The organism is Duncaniella sp. (assembly GCF_029056165.1).
Classification (GTDB): Bacteria; Bacteroidota; Bacteroidia; order Bacteroidales; family Muribaculaceae; genus Duncaniella.
The window spans coordinates 12,844-29,203 of record NZ_JAIDBW010000046.1 but is presented as its reverse complement, the minus strand read 5'-3'; the positions used below and the strand labels follow the sequence as shown (position 1 = coordinate 29,203).

General features: G+C 50.7%; 13 protein-coding genes and 1 riboswitch. Of the genes, 4 read left to right on the top strand and 9 right to left on the bottom strand.

The features are described from left to right. Positions 1 to 568: 568 nt before the first annotated feature. The 7 genes from K2G41_RS10595 to K2G41_RS10565 all read right to left on the bottom strand — a co-directional run bounded on the left by K2G41_RS10595 (position 569) and on the right by K2G41_RS10565 (position 8,541). On the bottom strand, positions 569 to 1,546 hold the full coding sequence (locus K2G41_RS10595) for a substrate-binding domain-containing protein (RefSeq protein WP_300118001.1): 978 nt from the start codon (positions 1,544 to 1,546) through the stop codon (positions 569 to 571). Between the two features lie 70 nt (positions 1,547 to 1,616). Beyond that, positions 1,617 to 1,865: a hypothetical protein gene (locus K2G41_RS10590; protein ID WP_300117999.1), complete on the bottom strand. Its 249-nt coding sequence runs from the start codon at positions 1,863 to 1,865 to the stop codon at positions 1,617 to 1,619. 240 nt (positions 1,866 to 2,105) lie between these two features. Further along, a complete protein-coding gene (gluQRS, locus tag K2G41_RS10585; protein ID WP_300117997.1) occupies positions 2,106 to 3,068 on the bottom strand; it encodes a tRNA glutamyl-Q(34) synthetase GluQRS in 963 nt (320 codons plus the stop codon). Between the two features lie 98 nt (positions 3,069 to 3,166). Next, the gene (locus tag K2G41_RS10580) at positions 3,167 to 4,165 is read right to left on the bottom strand and encodes an iron ABC transporter permease (RefSeq protein WP_300117995.1); all 999 of its coding nucleotides are present in this window, start codon (positions 4,163 to 4,165) and stop codon (positions 3,167 to 3,169) included. 51 nt (positions 4,166 to 4,216) lie between these two features. Continuing rightward, on the bottom strand, positions 4,217 to 5,308 hold the full coding sequence (locus tag K2G41_RS10575; protein WP_300117993.1) for an ABC transporter substrate-binding protein: 1,092 nt from the start codon (positions 5,306 to 5,308) through the stop codon (positions 4,217 to 4,219). Positions 5,309 to 5,360: 52 nt separating this feature from the next. Beyond that, entirely contained in the window at positions 5,361 to 6,440 is a 1,080-nt protein-coding gene (locus K2G41_RS10570; RefSeq protein WP_300117991.1) for a YncE family protein, read from the bottom strand. A gap of 73 nt (positions 6,441 to 6,513) precedes the next feature. Then, positions 6,514 to 8,541 (bottom strand): TonB-dependent receptor, encoded by a 2,028-nt coding sequence (locus tag K2G41_RS10565; RefSeq protein ID WP_300117989.1) that lies wholly within the window; start codon positions 8,539 to 8,541, stop codon positions 6,514 to 6,516. Between the two features lie 19 nt (positions 8,542 to 8,560). Beyond that, a riboswitch (cobalamin riboswitch) is annotated at positions 8,561 to 8,820 on the bottom strand. A gap of 352 nt (positions 8,821 to 9,172) precedes the next feature. On the opposite strand from K2G41_RS10565, the gene K2G41_RS10560 reads away from it, so the two are divergent. The 4 genes from K2G41_RS10560 (at position 9,173) to K2G41_RS10545 (ending at position 13,482) form a co-directional block, all read left to right on the top strand. Next, positions 9,173 to 10,018: a DUF3737 family protein gene (locus K2G41_RS10560; RefSeq protein WP_300117987.1), complete on the top strand. Its 846-nt coding sequence runs from the start codon at positions 9,173 to 9,175 to the stop codon at positions 10,016 to 10,018. Positions 10,019 to 10,039: 21 nt separating this feature from the next. Next, a complete protein-coding gene (locus K2G41_RS10555) occupies positions 10,040 to 11,200 on the top strand; it encodes a MalY/PatB family protein (protein ID WP_300117985.1) in 1,161 nt (386 codons plus the stop codon). A 41-nt stretch (positions 11,201 to 11,241) separates the two neighbouring features. Beyond that, positions 11,242 to 12,651 (top strand): MATE family efflux transporter, encoded by a 1,410-nt coding sequence (locus K2G41_RS10550; RefSeq protein WP_300117983.1) that lies wholly within the window; start codon positions 11,242 to 11,244, stop codon positions 12,649 to 12,651. Positions 12,652 to 12,828: 177 nt separating this feature from the next. Next, complete coding sequence (locus K2G41_RS10545) at positions 12,829 to 13,482, top strand: hypothetical protein (protein ID WP_300117981.1); 654 nt, start codon at positions 12,829 to 12,831, stop codon at positions 13,480 to 13,482. A 17-nt stretch (positions 13,483 to 13,499) separates the two neighbouring features. Here K2G41_RS10545 and K2G41_RS10540 read toward each other — a convergent pair whose 3' ends face one another. Further along, positions 13,500 to 14,882, bottom strand: a complete 1,383-nt coding sequence (locus K2G41_RS10540) for a fimbrillin family protein (protein WP_300117979.1) — start codon at positions 14,880 to 14,882, stop codon at positions 13,500 to 13,502. 30 nt (positions 14,883 to 14,912) lie between these two features. Beyond that, positions 14,913 to 16,304, bottom strand: a complete 1,392-nt coding sequence (locus K2G41_RS10535; RefSeq protein WP_300117978.1) for a fimbrillin family protein — start codon at positions 16,302 to 16,304, stop codon at positions 14,913 to 14,915. Positions 16,305 to 16,360: the final 56 nt, after the last annotated feature.

Below are 16,360 nucleotides of genomic sequence, written 5' to 3'. Positions count from 1 at the left end.
TGTGAGCCTGCATTAGATTTCATAACGCAAAATACGACATTTTATTTACAATATGCAAGAATCTGCCTGAAAAAATTGAGAGGGTGTTTCATAACAAATGTTAAACCGGAGTGGATGTATTTTTGAGCTAATCTGTTCATAATCTGAAAGAGCCATGCTGTAGCATGGTGACTGAAGATTATGGACAGAGGAGCCAAAAAGACATCCATGCAGCCAATTGTAACTTATTTCAAGTGATTCATATATTATGCTCTACTTCGATTTTTTTTGAATGAAAGATACCTTTTCAGCATCCATTCTCTTGGATGCTTTTTGTCCTGACTTTCAGTCACGATGCTACAGCATCGCTCCTTCAATTCAGACCAAAAATCATCTCAAGAGAATGGACTCCGGTTCTAACATTTGTTATGAAACACCCTCTAATACATCGGGAGCGCGTTTAACAATAATTTTTAAACGCGCTCCCGATGTATTGTTGAATTCGATTTATTTATAGCCTGTCTTCGGACTTATTGAATTCGATTTATATACAGTCGGTCTCCTGACTGCTATGCCGGCGGAGTGATTGTCATTCCACCTGTACCATGCGCGGGCGCAGTGTGGCCGGCAGGATACCTGTCATCTGTATCAGTTTCTGACCTTGGAAACCGGTCACGAAACTGTAGAAGCGGTGGGTTGTGGTTCCACCCGGCGCGGTGGTGACCATATAGACCGAGCGGAAAAGCGGATAACTTCCGTCGAATATGTATGCCTGATAGGGCTTGTAGGCTTGCACTACGTCCTTGCCACGGATTTTGAGCACCTTCACGTCGTCCTTGAAATCAAGCATGGTGGTGTCGCTCTTCTCCACGGCCTGTGCGAGCTCTTCGACCGACTGTTCGCGGCCCTTCATGTCACTTGACACCCAGCTTACGCCTATGATGCCCATTGCATTTTTGTTTTCGGCCACGGCCTTGAATACTTCGGGATTTGTCTTTACAGCGGAGACATTCGGACCGAAGGGACGGCCGTCGAGGATCGAATCGCGCATATATTTCACAGTCGATGAGCCCTGATGGTCGAAGATGACCGAGATCTCGCCCAGTTTCGACGGCTCAACCTGATCCCAGCGGGTCACGTCACCGGAAAGAATCTCGGCGAGGTCCTTGCATGAGAGTATTTCCACCGGGTTTTCCGGATTGACAATGATCGCAAGCGCATCGACTGCTATACGCTGCTGATGCACGAGCTTCTTATTACTGCGAAGATAATTGACTTCCTTTTCGGTCAGAGGACGTGTTATTACGGCTGATTTTACTCCGCCCATAGCCATGATGGAGTCGATACAATCATTTTCAGGGAGATAATAGGCCACTACATCTTCCTTGGGATAGATGTATTCAAACACGTTGATCTCCTGTTCCATTATGCTTTCAAACGATTCATCGCAGGCCACTTTGGCTAATGGGGTGGGTTGCTGCGACGACGACTTCTTGCCACATCCGCTAAGGAGGGCAAGAAGTGCGAATGCCGTGACAGCTGCTATACTTTTGAATGCTGTTGTCATCGAAATTATTTTAAATATTAAATGGATGCGAAAATTTCACCCGGTAAGAAGATTCCTTGTGGTCTGTCAGTCAGTCGGGGTCGTTACCGTAACCGGGATCAATACCTTTGAACTGACGGTATGCGCGCCAGATACCGTAGGCAGTGAAAATACCTCCGCCGACCCAGCGTACCCATTCCCATGATTCGGTATATACTACGCCTTCGAAAACGCCACAGAAAAACATGATACCTACCCCGACATAGATGATTATCATGATGATGCCGAAGATGTTGCGCATTGTGGCGGGCGTGCCTGTTGAATTTCGTTGAGCACTCATAGTTGTATAGTTTAAAACGTTAATTTTATTGTATTTATAATTTTTATTCAGGGTTGACGGCCGTAGGGATGGCGGAGTGTTTTATCCGCATGTCGCTTACCGTTATCATTGTTATAATTTTAACAATTCCTGATAGCGAAAGTTCGCATTATTTTTTCCAAAAATGCGACTTAGCCGTAAAATTAACAAAAAAATCTTAATCGTTAGTGCTGAGTTGGGATGAATTCCGGAAAAGCTCTGTCAGACAGCTGTGATTCCCGTGCGACACGGAATCTTATTCCAGTCGAACATCTCGGTCAGTTCATCGAGTCCGCACGGCCGCATTTCGGGCAGGAGACTGGCCATGAATCCGACACGTCCGATTATCTCCTCCGGCGAATAGATCTTGCGCAGTTCTTCCATGCTGAGCGAACTGTCGCGTTTCGACAGCCGTTGCATCCGCTCGTTGCATATCAGGGGTAGATGGGCATAGGTGGGTGGCCTGAAGCCCAACAGACGGTAGAGATAGAGTTGCTGTGCTGCCGAGAGCAGAAGATCCGAGCCTCTGACGATCTCCGTGACACCCATGAGGGCGTCATCGACAACCACGGCAAGCTGATAGGCCCATGCGCCGTCAGCGCGCTGAAGCACGAAATCGCCGCATTCCTCCGTCAGATTGCATCTCTGCGGCCCGAATACGCGGTCGGTGAAGCAGATATCCTCGTCGGGCACGTAGAGTCTCGTCGCATGTCTGACATCCGGGATCTCCGTCTTACCGCAGTCGGGAAATCCTTTCGGTCGGCAAGTTCCCTGATAGATTATCCGTCCGTCGGACTGATGGGGCGCCTGTGTCGCCATTATGTCGGCGCGTGTACATGTGCAGGGATAAGTCAGGCCTGTCCTACGGAGTTTTTCAAGATAGCGGGCATAGATGTCGCCGCGCCGGCTCTGACTGTAGGGGTCGTTAGGGCCTTTGTCATCCACACCACCCTCGTCCCATGTCAGGCCAAGCCACAGGAGATCATCCTCAAGCGTCCGGGCATATTCATGACGTGAACGCTGCGGGTCGAGATCCTCGATGCGCAGTATCCACGTTCCTCCTGCCTTGCGGACAGAGAGCCATGAGATGACGGCAGTGAACACATTGCCAAGATGCATCCGCCCCGTGGGCGACGGTGCGAAACGTCCTACCGGTGGGTGACCGTTGTTTTCTGCGGATTCCATAATGGATTTTTCGGTATGATGTCTTGATTGAATATCATCCGCAAAGTTAGGTAATTTATGCGATAGGCGGTAGTGTCAGCTGCAAAATATCAGTTAGCCTAACCCTTCCTTCTGTTGCGCAGGAGTATCCAGAGGACTACCGGTGCGCCGAACAGAGGGGTGACGGCGTTGACCGGAAGCACAGAGTCGGAGGGTAGGACACACACAAGGTTGCAGCAGAGCGTCACGCCTGCGCCGGTGAGAAGTGTGGCGGGGAGGAGCGTCCGGTGGTTGTCACTGCGGAATATCAGGCGGGCTATATGGGGGACAGCCAGACCGAGAAATGATACCGGCCCGCAGAAGGCTGTGATGGTGGCTGTCAGGAGTCCGGTGGCAAGCAGCAGCAGATTTCTGACGCGCCGGATGTTAATGCCGAGATTGCGGGCGTAGCCGTCTCCGAGCAGGAGCAGGTTGAGAGGCTTGACAAGTGTAAGAGCGATGATTAGTCCGGTGGCTACGAGTCCGCCGAAGAGCGGAAGTTTATCCATGGCCACACTGTTAAAGGTGCTCATGCCCCACATCACATAGCCTTGTATTCCTTCCGCACTCGCTGCATAGTTAAGCAGCATTATGGCCGACGAAACGAGATAGCCTATCATTATGCCTGTGATAAGCAGCATGAGATCGTTTTTCAGTATGCTTGACAGCGAGAGGAGTATTCCCATGATCAGCAGGCTTCCTGCAAACGCTCCTGCGACAACTGCCGTATAGCCTCCGAGCGTGAACACTCCTGCCGATACTGTCCCGCCGAACAGGAGCATCACCACTGCCACGCCAAGACTTGCGCCGGAACTTATGCCGAGTATCGACGGTCCGGCGAGCGGGTTGCGGAAGGCTGTCTGGAGCATGAGTCCGGAGGCCGCAAGACCCGCTCCGGCGAGAGTGGCGGTTACAGCCATAGGCAGACGGCTTCCGAGCACAATGAATTCAGCCGTACCGCCTCCGCCGTTGCCTGTGAGTATAGCCAGTACGTCGGACGCGGGCAGATTGACCGATCCGATGAACAGATTCAGCAGAAACAGAATGATTACGGAGATGACGGTTACGGTAAATTTCATTCGGGGGATCTATCGAAGATGATAAAATGAGGGTAGAGGGGAGGAGAATGATCAGGGTGTGAGGAGTGAGAAGTAACGCGGAGCTTCCGCGCCGGTTTCAAGTTCAGGATGGCAGATCATGATGAGGTCGCGTAGCATCCAGTGAGGGTGGAAAGGCATTTCCTCATAATAATTCACACGGTCAGTGTTGCAGCCATAGACCTTTTTCAGCTTGAATGCCTTGAACTGGCCGTAGAGAGGATGGTCAGCCGAGAGTTCGCGCAGAGTCTTGTCGGAATCCTGCGCGTAGCGTATGAGCCAGATGTCGGCATCCCCGGCTTCATGGAGCACCTGTTCGCCCGCAAGAGCTACGCTTCCGGCCTTACCCTTGTCAGCAAAAGGGTTCACTGCACCGGCGTCATGCAGATATGCTCCGGTAGTCGAATTGGATGTCGGCACGTACCAGCTGTTGCCATAGAGACGGTCCATCAGCACCTTTGGGCGTGATGTCACGGTATCGGTCAGGGCTTTGAGACGGTTATATTCATTTTCGATCGATCCGAACATTTCGTTTGCCTTGTCAGTGCGGCCGAACAGCATGCCGTAGAATTTCATCCACTCCGCGCGTCCGAGCGGGGTACTTTCCATATAATCGGCACATTCGATCAGAGGTATGCCCATCTGTCCGAGCTTGCCATAAGTGCCTGAATTTTCGTAGGGTGACAGGATGACTGCATCAGGGCTCAGCTGTATGATACGCTCGATATTCGGCGTATTACTGTTGCCGCAATCCGTCACTTTACCGTCCGATATCCGTTGGAGCAGCTCTGGATTGTGGATGTATTGCAGATCGCAGATCCCGCCGATGGCATCCATAGCTCCCAACTCACCGATGAGCGACTGATGGACGGTCGAATAGACGAGCGCGTTTTTCAGCGGGACTCTCACCACTGTGCCTTCGGGCAGTGCGGCGGGTAGTTCCGTGCTGTCGGGGACGAGGATATATGTGTGGAGAATCCGTGTCGTGTCCCACGGATTGCTTATGGTTGCCGTCGTGAATGCTCCGTGATCTTCGAGTGTCAGGTAGCGGGCATGGTCGAGGTGAAGGGTGTCGCCTGACGTTTGCGCTGAAACAAGGCTGTTGCCCCCTTTGCACGACGGCATAAGGGACAACAGCAGGGCAGCTATAAAAGATAGAAAAATTGATTGTCTCATTTTAGAAAACCAGACATGATGCACCGATGCCGGCGTTATAACTCTTTAGGAAAGATCCGGATGCCGTGTATTCGTTCACTATACATGGATCTGACCATCCGTTTTCAACAGAATAGCTTGAGATAAAGATATGACCTGATTTCGGCTCGACACCGATGGCGATCGGTTGGATGATATTCTCAAGCTTGAGGTCGGTTTTCTTCTTGGAAGTGATGGAATAGACTGAGTAGGTCGGTGCGGTCAGTTCCAAGCTTCCCCAAGTGGCGGGTGCGTTGACGGTGTAGAGGTTGTTACCGCTGATGGTCATGAGTGTTGCGCCGAAAAGACTCTCCACGCTGTCATCGGCTGTGTTGATGCGCATGAGTGTGGCGGGATTCTGTGCGCTGTAGTCACCCATACATATTACGAAGACATCGCTTCCGTTGGAGACAGCTTTGGTCGGATTCATTCCGACAGTGATTTTCTTCTCTTCCGTAAAAGTCGAGAGATTGATTTTTGATACGGAGAATCCGTCGGCATATCCGTTAAGGTAGTTCATGCCGTCGGAGTTGGTTACATAGAGATAATCACCTGCAATGGCAATTTCATCAGGGTTGGGGCCTACCTTGATCGTCTTGTCGATCTCAAGTGTGCGGGTGTCGATACGGCTGACATAACCGTCAAACATTGACACATACACGTAGTTGCCTTTGCCTGCCATGTAGCGGGGTTGTGTGCCTGTTCCGGTTAGTGTGATTGTCTTTTCAGATTTTAAAGTCGTTTTGTTGACAATCTCAATGGTGTTGGACATATAGACCGCTATGTACATTTTGTCTCCGAAAATTAATGCACTCTGGGGAGTATCGCCGAGTACACGTTTGTTTGCGGTCCTGAATGCGTTCTGATAGGCCTCTCCGATCTCATAGTCTATGTTTGTAATGCTACCGGGGATGTTGTTGCCCTGATTTCCTTGATTGATTGTGAAACCGCCATAATACTCACCTTCTGTTCTGCCGAAGGTGATATCCTTATCATCGTCATCGCTACAAGCGGTTAATGTGAGGGCGCAGAGAGCAATAGCAAAGATTTTTCTAAATTTCATGATTAAAAAACTTCGTTTCGAATTAATGATTAGATGGTTACTTTTGTGTATGATTGCGTATTTCTTTCGGATATCACATAGTGAATTTGACTGAAAGTCTCCACGACCGGCCCGGCATGGGGTAGCGGGCCACGATGGCATACTGCTTGTCGAGCAGATTCATCAGATCGCCGCGCAGTTCCAGCTGATGACCTTTCAGGTTGAAAGTCCTGTAGGCCGTAAGTCCCATGTCGGCATAGCCTCCGAGCCTTGTATCGGGAATATTGGAGTTGGTTGCGTACCGGCAGCTGACAGCCGATGTGTGCAGCGAAAGGTTGACCCAAGGATTCTCGTAGCTGACGGTAATGCTGCCCGAATGTCGGGGTATGTAGGCTATCTGCTTCTTGTACTCGTTTACCATATCAGGATTCCTCGGTTCGGCCCGCTGATAACTGTAATTACCGGTGAGAAGTAATTTTTGATGGCGGTTGAGGCTGAACGTCGCGTTCTCGGTGATGTCGCAGCCTATTGTGCGTGTCTTGTCAAGGTTGACCACCGTCCATAGGAACATATTGTATGGTATGGCTACGATCTTGTCCTTGACATTGTTGACATACACGTCGGCTGTGAGTTCGAGGTTCGTCAGCCACGAGAGAGGTCTGAACTGATATGTGAGGCCGAGATTGAACTGATCGGCAGTCTCAGGTTTGACGTTGGGGTTGCCGTAGTGATAGAAGTATGCCTCGTTGAAGGTCGGCATACGGAATATGTTCTTATATGAGAGTCGCACGAACAGCATCTCTCCTCCCAGCGGTTGTACCGAGATGCTGGCTGAAGGCGAGAGGCGGCTGTGATCCTGCGAATTTCCACCGATCTTGGTCGAAGTGTTGTAGATCGAACCGAGTAACCTTACCATACCTGTGAACCATCCACCTCGGTAACGTGCGGTGAGCGATTGCAGTATGCTGTGACGGCGCGGATAAGTCTCGGTCGGGAGATTGCTGTTTAGATTGTTGAAAAAGTAATCAGCCGAGTAATCGACAGCCCATTTGTCGGCAGGGAGAAAGAGCAGACATGCACTCCCGTAAGCTTCACGCTGAGTGTAGTTCTGATTAAGCTTTCCGCCGGGATATTTACCATTCTCATCACGGTAGAGCGACGAGGACCAGTTGAATTTTCCATGGACTTGGAGTGACCATTGTGAGTTGAATGCGTTGCGATATTGGAGCTGTCCGAAGAAATTGCGGTCACGCAGCGATTCGTTGTTCGTATTGTTGTAGTAGATCACCGGACCGGGTAAGCGGCGGTCGTTGTCATAATAGTAAAGTTTAGCCTTCAGGCTCGAACGGCTGTCGGGACTCCAGATGGCGTTCATCTCACCGTGGCCGCTGTTCATGCGTGAATTGTTGCGGTGTTCCTTATATGTATAGTCGCCGTTTTTAAGTTTGAAAGGATAGTCATTCTCCGCATAAGTGTAGTCACCGATGAGGTTCATGGAGAATTTCTCGGTGAAGGCTTTGCCGATGCGTATGTAAGGATTGACATAACCGAACGATCCGTATTTCATCTGGGCCGTGAGGTCGAGAGGCTTGTCAGGATCAGGACTGCGGAAACTTGATATTGCGAATGAGGCGGCTGAACCGGCTATGCGTGCCGGCTGGAAAATGTCGTCGTTGTCACCTATGGTCATTGAAAGCGACTCGACATTATCGAGCGAATAGCGTGCCACATCCACCTCTCCGCTCCGGGAGTCACTCAACACTATTCCGTCATAGACAACCGCTGTGTGCGGAGCACCGAGTCCGCGGACCGACACCGTTTTCAGTCCTCCCAGACCACCGTAATCCCGCAAGTTTACTCCCGGCAGACGGTGAAGCGCATCTGAAATATCGGTAACGCCGAGACGGTTGAAATGCTTGCTGTCGAGCTGATAGACCGGAGCAGTACTTTTCAGTTGTTTCTGCGCGGCACGGCTCACGACCTGAACCGTATCAAGTTCGATCGATGAAGGCGTCTGCGAGGATATGGCTGAGGGGAACGCTGCAATTGACAGTGTTCCGGCTATCAGACGCAATGATTTTAAGCGGATGTTACTTTTGGGGAAATTAATATGCCTTCTCATCCTCGAAAGAAAAACATTTATTGAAAAAGAATGCTCAGGCAGGTATTCGGACTCATTCCGGAGTCAGAGCGGAGTCTCCTCCATGCTCTTGTGGTAAGCTTCTAATATCTTGCACAAATATGCTTGCTCACGTTTTTCAGCCTTACCTTCCCAAAAGCGTTGACCGCATTCAGTGACTTGGCTGTCTCCATCTGGAAATTACCGCAGCGGGACTGTCCGGGATTCGCACCCGTGTTCCCTTTTGGATCATGTCTCCCCGCCCGTAAGTGGCGGACACGCATCCAAATCGCCTCGATCGGCGAACCGTTGCGGAGGCAAAATTACAAAATATTTCCAAACCAACAAAAATCTTCCGTGAAGTGGCCGTCAAAAATATAAACGGTTCGTATTTGACGTATTGCTGAATTTTAGTGAAGCTGACCTTAAACTTGTTATCCAAAGGTTCTCCATGACCGGTGTGTACATTTTTCGGTTTCTTGTACCTATTTCGATGATATGATTATGCAGTGCGAACTTTTTTCGGCTAAATTGAGTATATTTGCATATCAGATAAATGTTATGTCAGGCTCGCACTTTATGCGAGGCAGGGATGTTCTAAATAGAAAAATAGAAAAACAATTAAAAAATAGGTATGAAAGAAATTAAGGATAAGGAATTTGGCGGCGAGCGTCCGCTTTTTGCAACTCACGGTCTTAAACTCGTCAATGTGACCATCCACGCCGGTGAGTCAGCTCTGAAATGTTGTAGCGACATCGTCGCAGAGAAATGTCGCTTTGAAGGTAAGTATCCTTTCTGGCATGTAGATGGTTTCGAGATCCATGACTGCCATTTCACTCCGGGAGCGAGAGCCGCGCTGTGGTATTCACGCGGACTGACGATGACCGACACCGTCGTTGAAGCTCCCAAGATGTTCAGGGAAATGGATGATCTCTCGCTGACCAATGTCCGTATTCCCGACGCACAGGAGACACTGTGGCACTGCCGTGGCGTGAAGCTCCGCGATGTCGAGGTAAACAATGCCGACTATCTTTTCATGCACTCCGACAATATTGATATAGAGGATTACCGTCAGCAGGGCAACTATTCTTTCCAGTATTGCCGCAACGTTGTCATCCGCAACGCTGTGATCGATTCGAAGGATGCTTTCTGGAATACCGAAAACGTGACCGTCTATGATTCGGAGCTAACGGGCGAGTATCTCGGTTGGCATTCCAAGAACCTGCGTCTTGTCCGTTGCCGCATTTCAGGCACTCAGCCGCTCTGCTATTGTGAGAATCTTGTGATGGAGGACTGCGTGATGGCCGATGACGCTGATCTCGCTTTCGAAGATTCTGTCCTCGACGCAACCATAACGTCCAACATCGTGAGTGTGAAAAATCCCCGTTCAGGCAGCATCAAGGCTCTGGCTATTGGTGAGACGATCATTGATGCCAATGTCCTTCAGCCGGCCGACTGCAAGATTCAGACCGAAGTATAACTCTCCGACATACACAAACTCATGGCTCAAGACTATAATTTCGACAAAATCGTGCTCCGCCGAGGCACGGGTTCATATAAGTGGGATTCACGTCACGACGTGATCCCCCTTTGGGTAGCCGACATGGATTTTCAGACTGCCCCGTGCATCATCGATGCTCTCCGCCGCAGGGTGGATCACGGAGTGTTCGGCTACACATACGTTGACGATGACTATTATGATGCGCTTATCGACTGGTTCAGCTCTCGTCACCTCTACATGTTTGACCGCCGCGACGTGATCTATGTCCCCGGTGTAGTTCCTGCGATATCCGCCATCATCAAGGCTCTTGCCCCGGCGGGAAGCGGCGTGATCGTGCAGACTCCTGTCTATAATTGCTTCTTCTCGTCGATCCGCAACAACGGATGCCGTGTTGTCGATAATGCTCTCCTGCGCCGTGACATCTCTGCTTCCGAGTTTACCTACGATATGGATTTCGAGGGTCTCGAACGTCTTGCCGCCGATCCCTCCAATGTGCTCATGCTCCTGTGCAATCCCCACAATCCGGCCGGTCGCGTCTGGACACGTGAGGAACTGACGCGTGTGCGCGACATCTGTAAGCGCAACGGTGTGACTGTCATAAGCGATGAGATCCACAATGAGCTTACCATGCCGGGCTACCGTTACACGCCCTACGGCACTCTTGATCCCGATGCCGTGGTCTGTCTGTCGCCCTCCAAGGCTTTCAATACCGCCGGACTCCAGATTGCAAACATTATTTCGCCTGACGCGGATAAGCGTGCCCGGATTGACCGCGCGGTCAACATCAATGAGGTCTGCGACGTGAATCCTTTCGGTGTCGTCGCGCTCCGCGCCGCATATTCTTCGGAGGGAAGTGACTGGCTTGAGGCCCTGCGCGATTATCTCCATGCCAACTACATCTTTTTCCGTGAATATCTCCTGAATCATCTCCCGCAGTGTCCGGTCGCTACCCTTGAAGCAACCTATCTCCCGTGGGTTGATATTTCCGCTCTCGGCTCAAGTGCTGACGAACTTGAAAAACGTCTGCTTGACGAGGCCCGTGTCTGGGTCAACTCCGGAGTCATGTATGGAACTGACGGATATGTGCGGTTTAACATAGCCTGTCCGCGCAACACTCTCGAAGAAGCACTTGAGCGTATCTGCAACGTGCTCGTGAAATGATCTTCTGACTCGTCTTTCCGCCAAAACCAATCACACGCTATATGGCCGACATTTCACTTATCCGTTCCGGCGCACCGCTGAATTTCATGCAGCAGCTGCGGCTCACCGCCCAACTGTCGTGGCCCGCAATGATGGCACAGCTGTCGAGCATTATGATGCAGTATATCGATGCCGCGATGGTCGGGCGTCTCGGTGCTGACGACTCCGCTGCCGTCGGTCTCGTATCTACGAGCCTCTGGCTATTCTGGGGTATATGCTCGGCCGTGACGGTCGGCTTTTCCGTACAGGTGGCTCACCGCATAGGAGCTTCCGATCATGAGGGTGCACGCCGTGTGCTCCGCCAGTCCATCATCGCATGTCTGCTTTTCAGCGTCGTTGTGGTGATCATCGGAGCGGCCATAGCTTGGCCGCTTCCGCGTTGGCTTGGCGGTACGGAGGCTGTATGCTCAAAGGCATCGCTTTATTTCCTCGTCTTTGTCCTTGCCCTTCCGCTGCTGACCATGAACTATCTCGGCGGAGCTATGCTCCGTTGTGTCGGCAATATGAAAGTGCCGGGCGGACTCAACGTAATGATGTGTGTGCTCGACGTGTTCTTCAACTTTTTTCTCATATTCCCGTCGCGCGACGCTATGGTGCTCGGTCATACGCTCCATCTCCCCGGTGCGGGACTCGGTGTGCTTGGTGCGGCCCTCGGAACGGTCTCGGCCGAAGTGGTGACTGCTGGTGCGATGATGTGGTATCTGTGCGTGAAGGAGAAATCCATCTGTCTTGTAGGTCATCCCGGTTCCTTCCGACCTACGCGTGGAGTGCTGTCTAAAGCCCTGCGGGTGTCAGCCCCGATGACTTTGGAACATGCCGTCATCTGCGGTGCTCAGATAGCAGTGACTGTTATCGTCGCGCCGCTCGGTGTAATGGCCATCGCAGCCAATGCCTTTGCGGTCACGGCCGAGAGTATATGCTATATGCCCGGCTACGGCATCGGCGACGCGGCTACGACGCTTGTGGGGCAGAGCTACGGTGCGAAACGTCTCGATCTTGCCAAACGTTTCGGCTATATCACTGTCGGTCTCGGTATGGTCACCATGACGGTGATGGGTGTGGTGATGTATATCTGTGCTCCGTGGGTAATGGAGCTGATGACTCCCGTGGAGGGCATACAGTCACTCGGTGTGGAATCCCTGCGCATAGAGGCTTTTGCCGAACCTATGTTTGCCGCTGCAATAGTCAGTTACGGTGTTATGATCGGTGTTGGTGATACCATCATTCCCGCAGCGATGAATTTCGGTAGCATCTGGCTTGTGCGACTGCCGATAGCTGCACTCCTCGCCCCGACGATGGGGCTTGCTGGCGTGTGGCTGGCAATGTGCATCGAACTCTGCTTCCGAGGCGCGATATTCCTCTGGAGACTTATTTCTGGCACTTGGTTGAAGAAGGGTCTGAAAACCACTTGAGTTTAAAACCCATTCTGCAAAAGAGACGACAACGCTGACGGATAAATCATGCGTTGTCGTCTCTTTTTATTGCTTAACCTTATTTAACCGATAATATGCGTCATTATGTCGGTCAACTTATTAAATTTGTCGGCAAACCAATTCATCATAACGTTTTAACTTTATAATCTACGCATTATGCAACGTATTTTACTCTCTCTGCTGCTCCTCCTTGCCGTTCAGGCTCTTAGGGGAGCTGAAAACGAATCTGCTTTATATCTTCATGAGGCCGGCAGGGACACGGTCGCCACTACCGTTCAGCATCAGGTAATGAGCCGTAACGTATTTGCCGAACTTTTCGGCCCATCCTTTGGCATCTCGCTCGGATTTGACTCACGTTTCCGTCCCGGATCTGTCTTTGGTTACCGTGTCGGCCTCGGCGTCACTTCCGGCTCGTATGATTATAGTTATGATGGGCATTGGCGTGATCTCAACTTCAGTGGAGTCAGTATCCCTCTTGAAATCAATGCGGTCCTGGGATCAGGGAAAAGTAAATTTGAGGCCGGATTAGGCATAACTGCATTTGTGCTTAGGCGTGATGAATGGAAAGTGTCGGGCTATTGGGAATGGGACGATGAAGGAGAGGTAATTTCCGAGCCTGAGAGTAGCTTTTGGCACGGTACGCGTCCTAATATTCTCGGCACGATCAACATGGCCTACCGTTATCAGCGCGAGACAGGATTTTTCATGCGTGTCGGTCTCACAGCCTTTATCGGAGCGTGGAGTTGTTCACCCATCGACGGGGTGGTGGTTCTTCCATGCCTGTCGTTAGGCTACACATTCAAATATTAAATGCCTAATCCGGTCAATTATTTTCTCGGTACGGACACATCGGTCACTGAGCCGGCCTTCCATTCGGCTATATCGACGTTCACAAGCACCCTGTCACTGATGATCGGGTCACCCGGCTTGGGATCACGGGGATCACGGAGTCCGACACCGTCGGAGTAGTTGAGGGTGTATGTATAGACGTAGCCCGGTTTCCACTCGTCGCCTATCGGGAGAGCGGCCCATCCGAACGCCTTTACTTCGGCGGAATTGGCCGCAAGGTCATACTTTGACGTAAAGGAGGCATCGGTGAAGTATTCGTCACCATTCTTGTAAAGACGAGTCCGGATGGTCTTATTCGTATCCTTATCGACGGCGAAATAGATCACCTCCATACCGTCGGAATTGTCGGTGTAGGGATAGACGAGTTTTCCATCATCGTATGGAGTCCTATCGGTCACTCTCAGCAGGACGCTGAAATACATTCCGTCAGCGTTATTCTCGCCATTCGCGGCATTATCCTTATAGCTCCATGCGGGATTGGCTGAAGGGATAAGCATGGCCGAGTTGTCATAGCCGGTTTCTCCTCCGACTTTGCTACCCATTATTGATACAGCCTTGTCGGATGAAAGCGGTGAACCTTCTGACTTATCGAGCATGACGATATTATCGCCGTTACGGTAGATGTAATCCACACTTCCTTTTGTGACGGACTCCCAATTGCCGGCTTTTGAAGCATCGTCGGTATCATTCCCGGATATGAAGCTGAACACACCCTGCGTTGCGACTCCACCGAGCCTTACACCTGCAATCTCCACATCGTAACTTTTGGAATTACCCCATGCTTTGAGTTCGATGCGGCTCAACTGATGATGGAAGTCAAGAGTGATACCCTCCTCTTCGTCATCAAGCAGCTTTCCATAGGCTATTGCGGTGATGAAATCGATTTGCGATGCGATGTCGTTTGCGACGCGGAAACCGGAGAGTTTGTATTCGTCCGAAGCCATAGTTTCACCCTTGACAAGTGACGGAATGGTAAAATCGGTCTCACTGAACCCTCCAGCCTGACGCATGTCCTCACACGAGGGTGCGAATGCCACGAATCTCAGACGATCATCATTGTTGGGCCAGTAGCATTCCGGATCGTAGGACAGGAACTTGCCGGTGACACTTTTGCTGAACGTCTTGTAGAGAAAATATGGGCTGACAGAAGATGATGTTACCGTGAAACTTGAGACACAGAAGTTCTCAAGAGTCGAACCCGTCACCTCGGTTGCGCGTGAAGAGACTTCGGGGAGCGAAGCACTGAATGCAATTCTTCCGGCTTCCGGACCGTTGTCCGAACCTCCGATCTCCTCCTGCGAACATGAGGATGAAAGCATGAGGATACTGAGGAGTGAATATGTCAGTCTGTACTTAGTCATGGATGTGTGGTTTCAATGGTTATCAGTTCATTATCTTTTGGGGACGTTTAAGTCCGATTCATAGTCATCGGCCGGAGTCCATTCCGCTACGTTGACTGTAAACGGAATTTTGCCTCTTTCGAGGATCGGATCTCCGGGTTTGGGATCGTCAGGATCATGCCAGCCGATACCGTCCGAATAATTTAGCTTGTAGGTGTAGATCTTTCCTGCCTCCCATTTTGCAGCGACGGGAAGCGCGGCCCAGCCGAAACCGCGGATCTCCTCGGTGTCAGTCGGTGTATATTTGCTGTCGTCGCTCTTTTCTGATGAGGTATAGTAAGTCCCATCAATCTTATAGAGCCTTTTATTTATCTTGCCACTGTTGTCAACGGCAAGATAGATGACAGTCATGTTATCGCGGTCGTTGGGATAGGGGTATGCGACTTCATTCTCCTTATTCTTCACTCTCAGCAGAACGCTGAAATACATTTTATCGGTAGAGTAGGGGGTGGTTGCGGTAGCGGGATCGCTTTTTCCCTCCCAAGCCTCGATTCTTGCCGACATAGGGATCACCATGGCAGGGCCGGCAGTGCCCATGATGGAAACTGCATCATCCTCCGACGCATGGCTTTCCGCTGTCTTGCTGAGGAGCAGGATTGTCTCTCCACTTGAGAATATATGCTCTACGGATGCCTGATGGCCTGTCGTGTTGAGCCATGTCTGAGCATCTCCCTTGGGAGTTGACAATGCCGACAGATTGAAATCGCCTTCCACGAATGGATTACCGATACGCACACCGGCTATCTCAAAATCGTATTTCTCATTCGCACCCCAAGCCGAGAGCTCTATGCGCGCCAACTGATGCTTGAAGTCAAGTGAAATGCCTGTGTTGGCATTCTCCAAGAGCGAACCTGAGGAGTAGGCTGTGAGAAAATCCACTTGTTTTGCTATTTCTGTATTTACCTTGAACTTTTCGAGCTTATAGTCAAGGACTGCAGTTGTGTCAGTCAGTTTAGATGTATTGATAAGGTTGAAGAAATTCTCGCCTGATAATTTCTTCATGCTGTCGATGGCGGGATAGTAGGCGAAAAAGTGCAGTTTGCTTTTTGAGTCGGGCCACATGCACTTGTTGTCGCCTTGTGACAGGAAGCGGCCATTAGTATCCTTCTCAAAGCGTACATTCGTGAAAAACGGGGTAATCGCGCTTGTGGAGGAATCTATCAACGCAGTGTCGTCAGGATTGAAACACGTTACCTGACAGAAATTGAAATTGTCCGATGAGACCACTCCGGCGCGTGACTGTGTGACGGTCGGGAGATAGGTGCGGAAATAAATCCGTGTGCCGTCAACGGAGAGCTCACTCTTTGCCGGTTCATCCTGCGAACATGAGGTGAACATGAACAAAGTGCCGAGAGCGAAATATGTCAGTTTTCTATTAATCATAAAATTACTATGTTAGGGGTCCGTCATTCGATACTTGACCGCTTGATTTGCACCAA

What these genes read in the sequence shown, in the direction of transcription:
- K2G41_RS10595 (WP_300118001.1), bottom strand. Translation starts at nt 1,546, where the DNA reads ATGACAACAGCATTCAAAAGTATAGCAGCTGTCACGGCATTCGCACTT.
- K2G41_RS10590 (WP_300117999.1), bottom strand. Translation starts at nt 1,865, where the DNA reads ATGAGTGCTCAACGAAATTCAACAGGCACGCCCGCCACAATGCGCAAC.
- gluQRS (WP_300117997.1), bottom strand. Translation starts at nt 3,068, where the DNA reads ATGGAATCCGCAGAAAACAACGGTCACCCACCGGTAGGACGTTTCGCA.
- K2G41_RS10580 (WP_300117995.1), bottom strand. Translation starts at nt 4,165, where the DNA reads ATGAAATTTACCGTAACCGTCATCTCCGTAATCATTCTGTTTCTGCTG.
- K2G41_RS10575 (WP_300117993.1), bottom strand. Translation starts at nt 5,308, where the DNA reads ATGCCGTCGTGCAAAGGGGGCAACAGCCTTGTTTCAGCGCAAACGTCA.
- K2G41_RS10570 (WP_300117991.1), bottom strand. Translation starts at nt 6,440, where the DNA reads ATGAAATTTAGAAAAATCTTTGCTATTGCTCTCTGCGCCCTCACATTA.
- K2G41_RS10565 (WP_300117989.1), bottom strand. Translation starts at nt 8,541, where the DNA reads ATGAGAAGGCATATTAATTTCCCCAAAAGTAACATCCGCTTAAAATCA.
- K2G41_RS10560 (WP_300117987.1), top strand. Translation starts at nt 9,173, where the DNA reads ATGAAAGAAATTAAGGATAAGGAATTTGGCGGCGAGCGTCCGCTTTTT.
- K2G41_RS10555 (WP_300117985.1), top strand. Translation starts at nt 10,040, where the DNA reads ATGGCTCAAGACTATAATTTCGACAAAATCGTGCTCCGCCGAGGCACG.
- K2G41_RS10550 (WP_300117983.1), top strand. Translation starts at nt 11,242, where the DNA reads ATGGCCGACATTTCACTTATCCGTTCCGGCGCACCGCTGAATTTCATG.
- K2G41_RS10545 (WP_300117981.1), top strand. Translation starts at nt 12,829, where the DNA reads ATGCAACGTATTTTACTCTCTCTGCTGCTCCTCCTTGCCGTTCAGGCT.
- K2G41_RS10540 (WP_300117979.1), bottom strand. Translation starts at nt 14,882, where the DNA reads ATGACTAAGTACAGACTGACATATTCACTCCTCAGTATCCTCATGCTT.
- K2G41_RS10535 (WP_300117978.1), bottom strand. Translation starts at nt 16,304, where the DNA reads ATGATTAATAGAAAACTGACATATTTCGCTCTCGGCACTTTGTTCATG.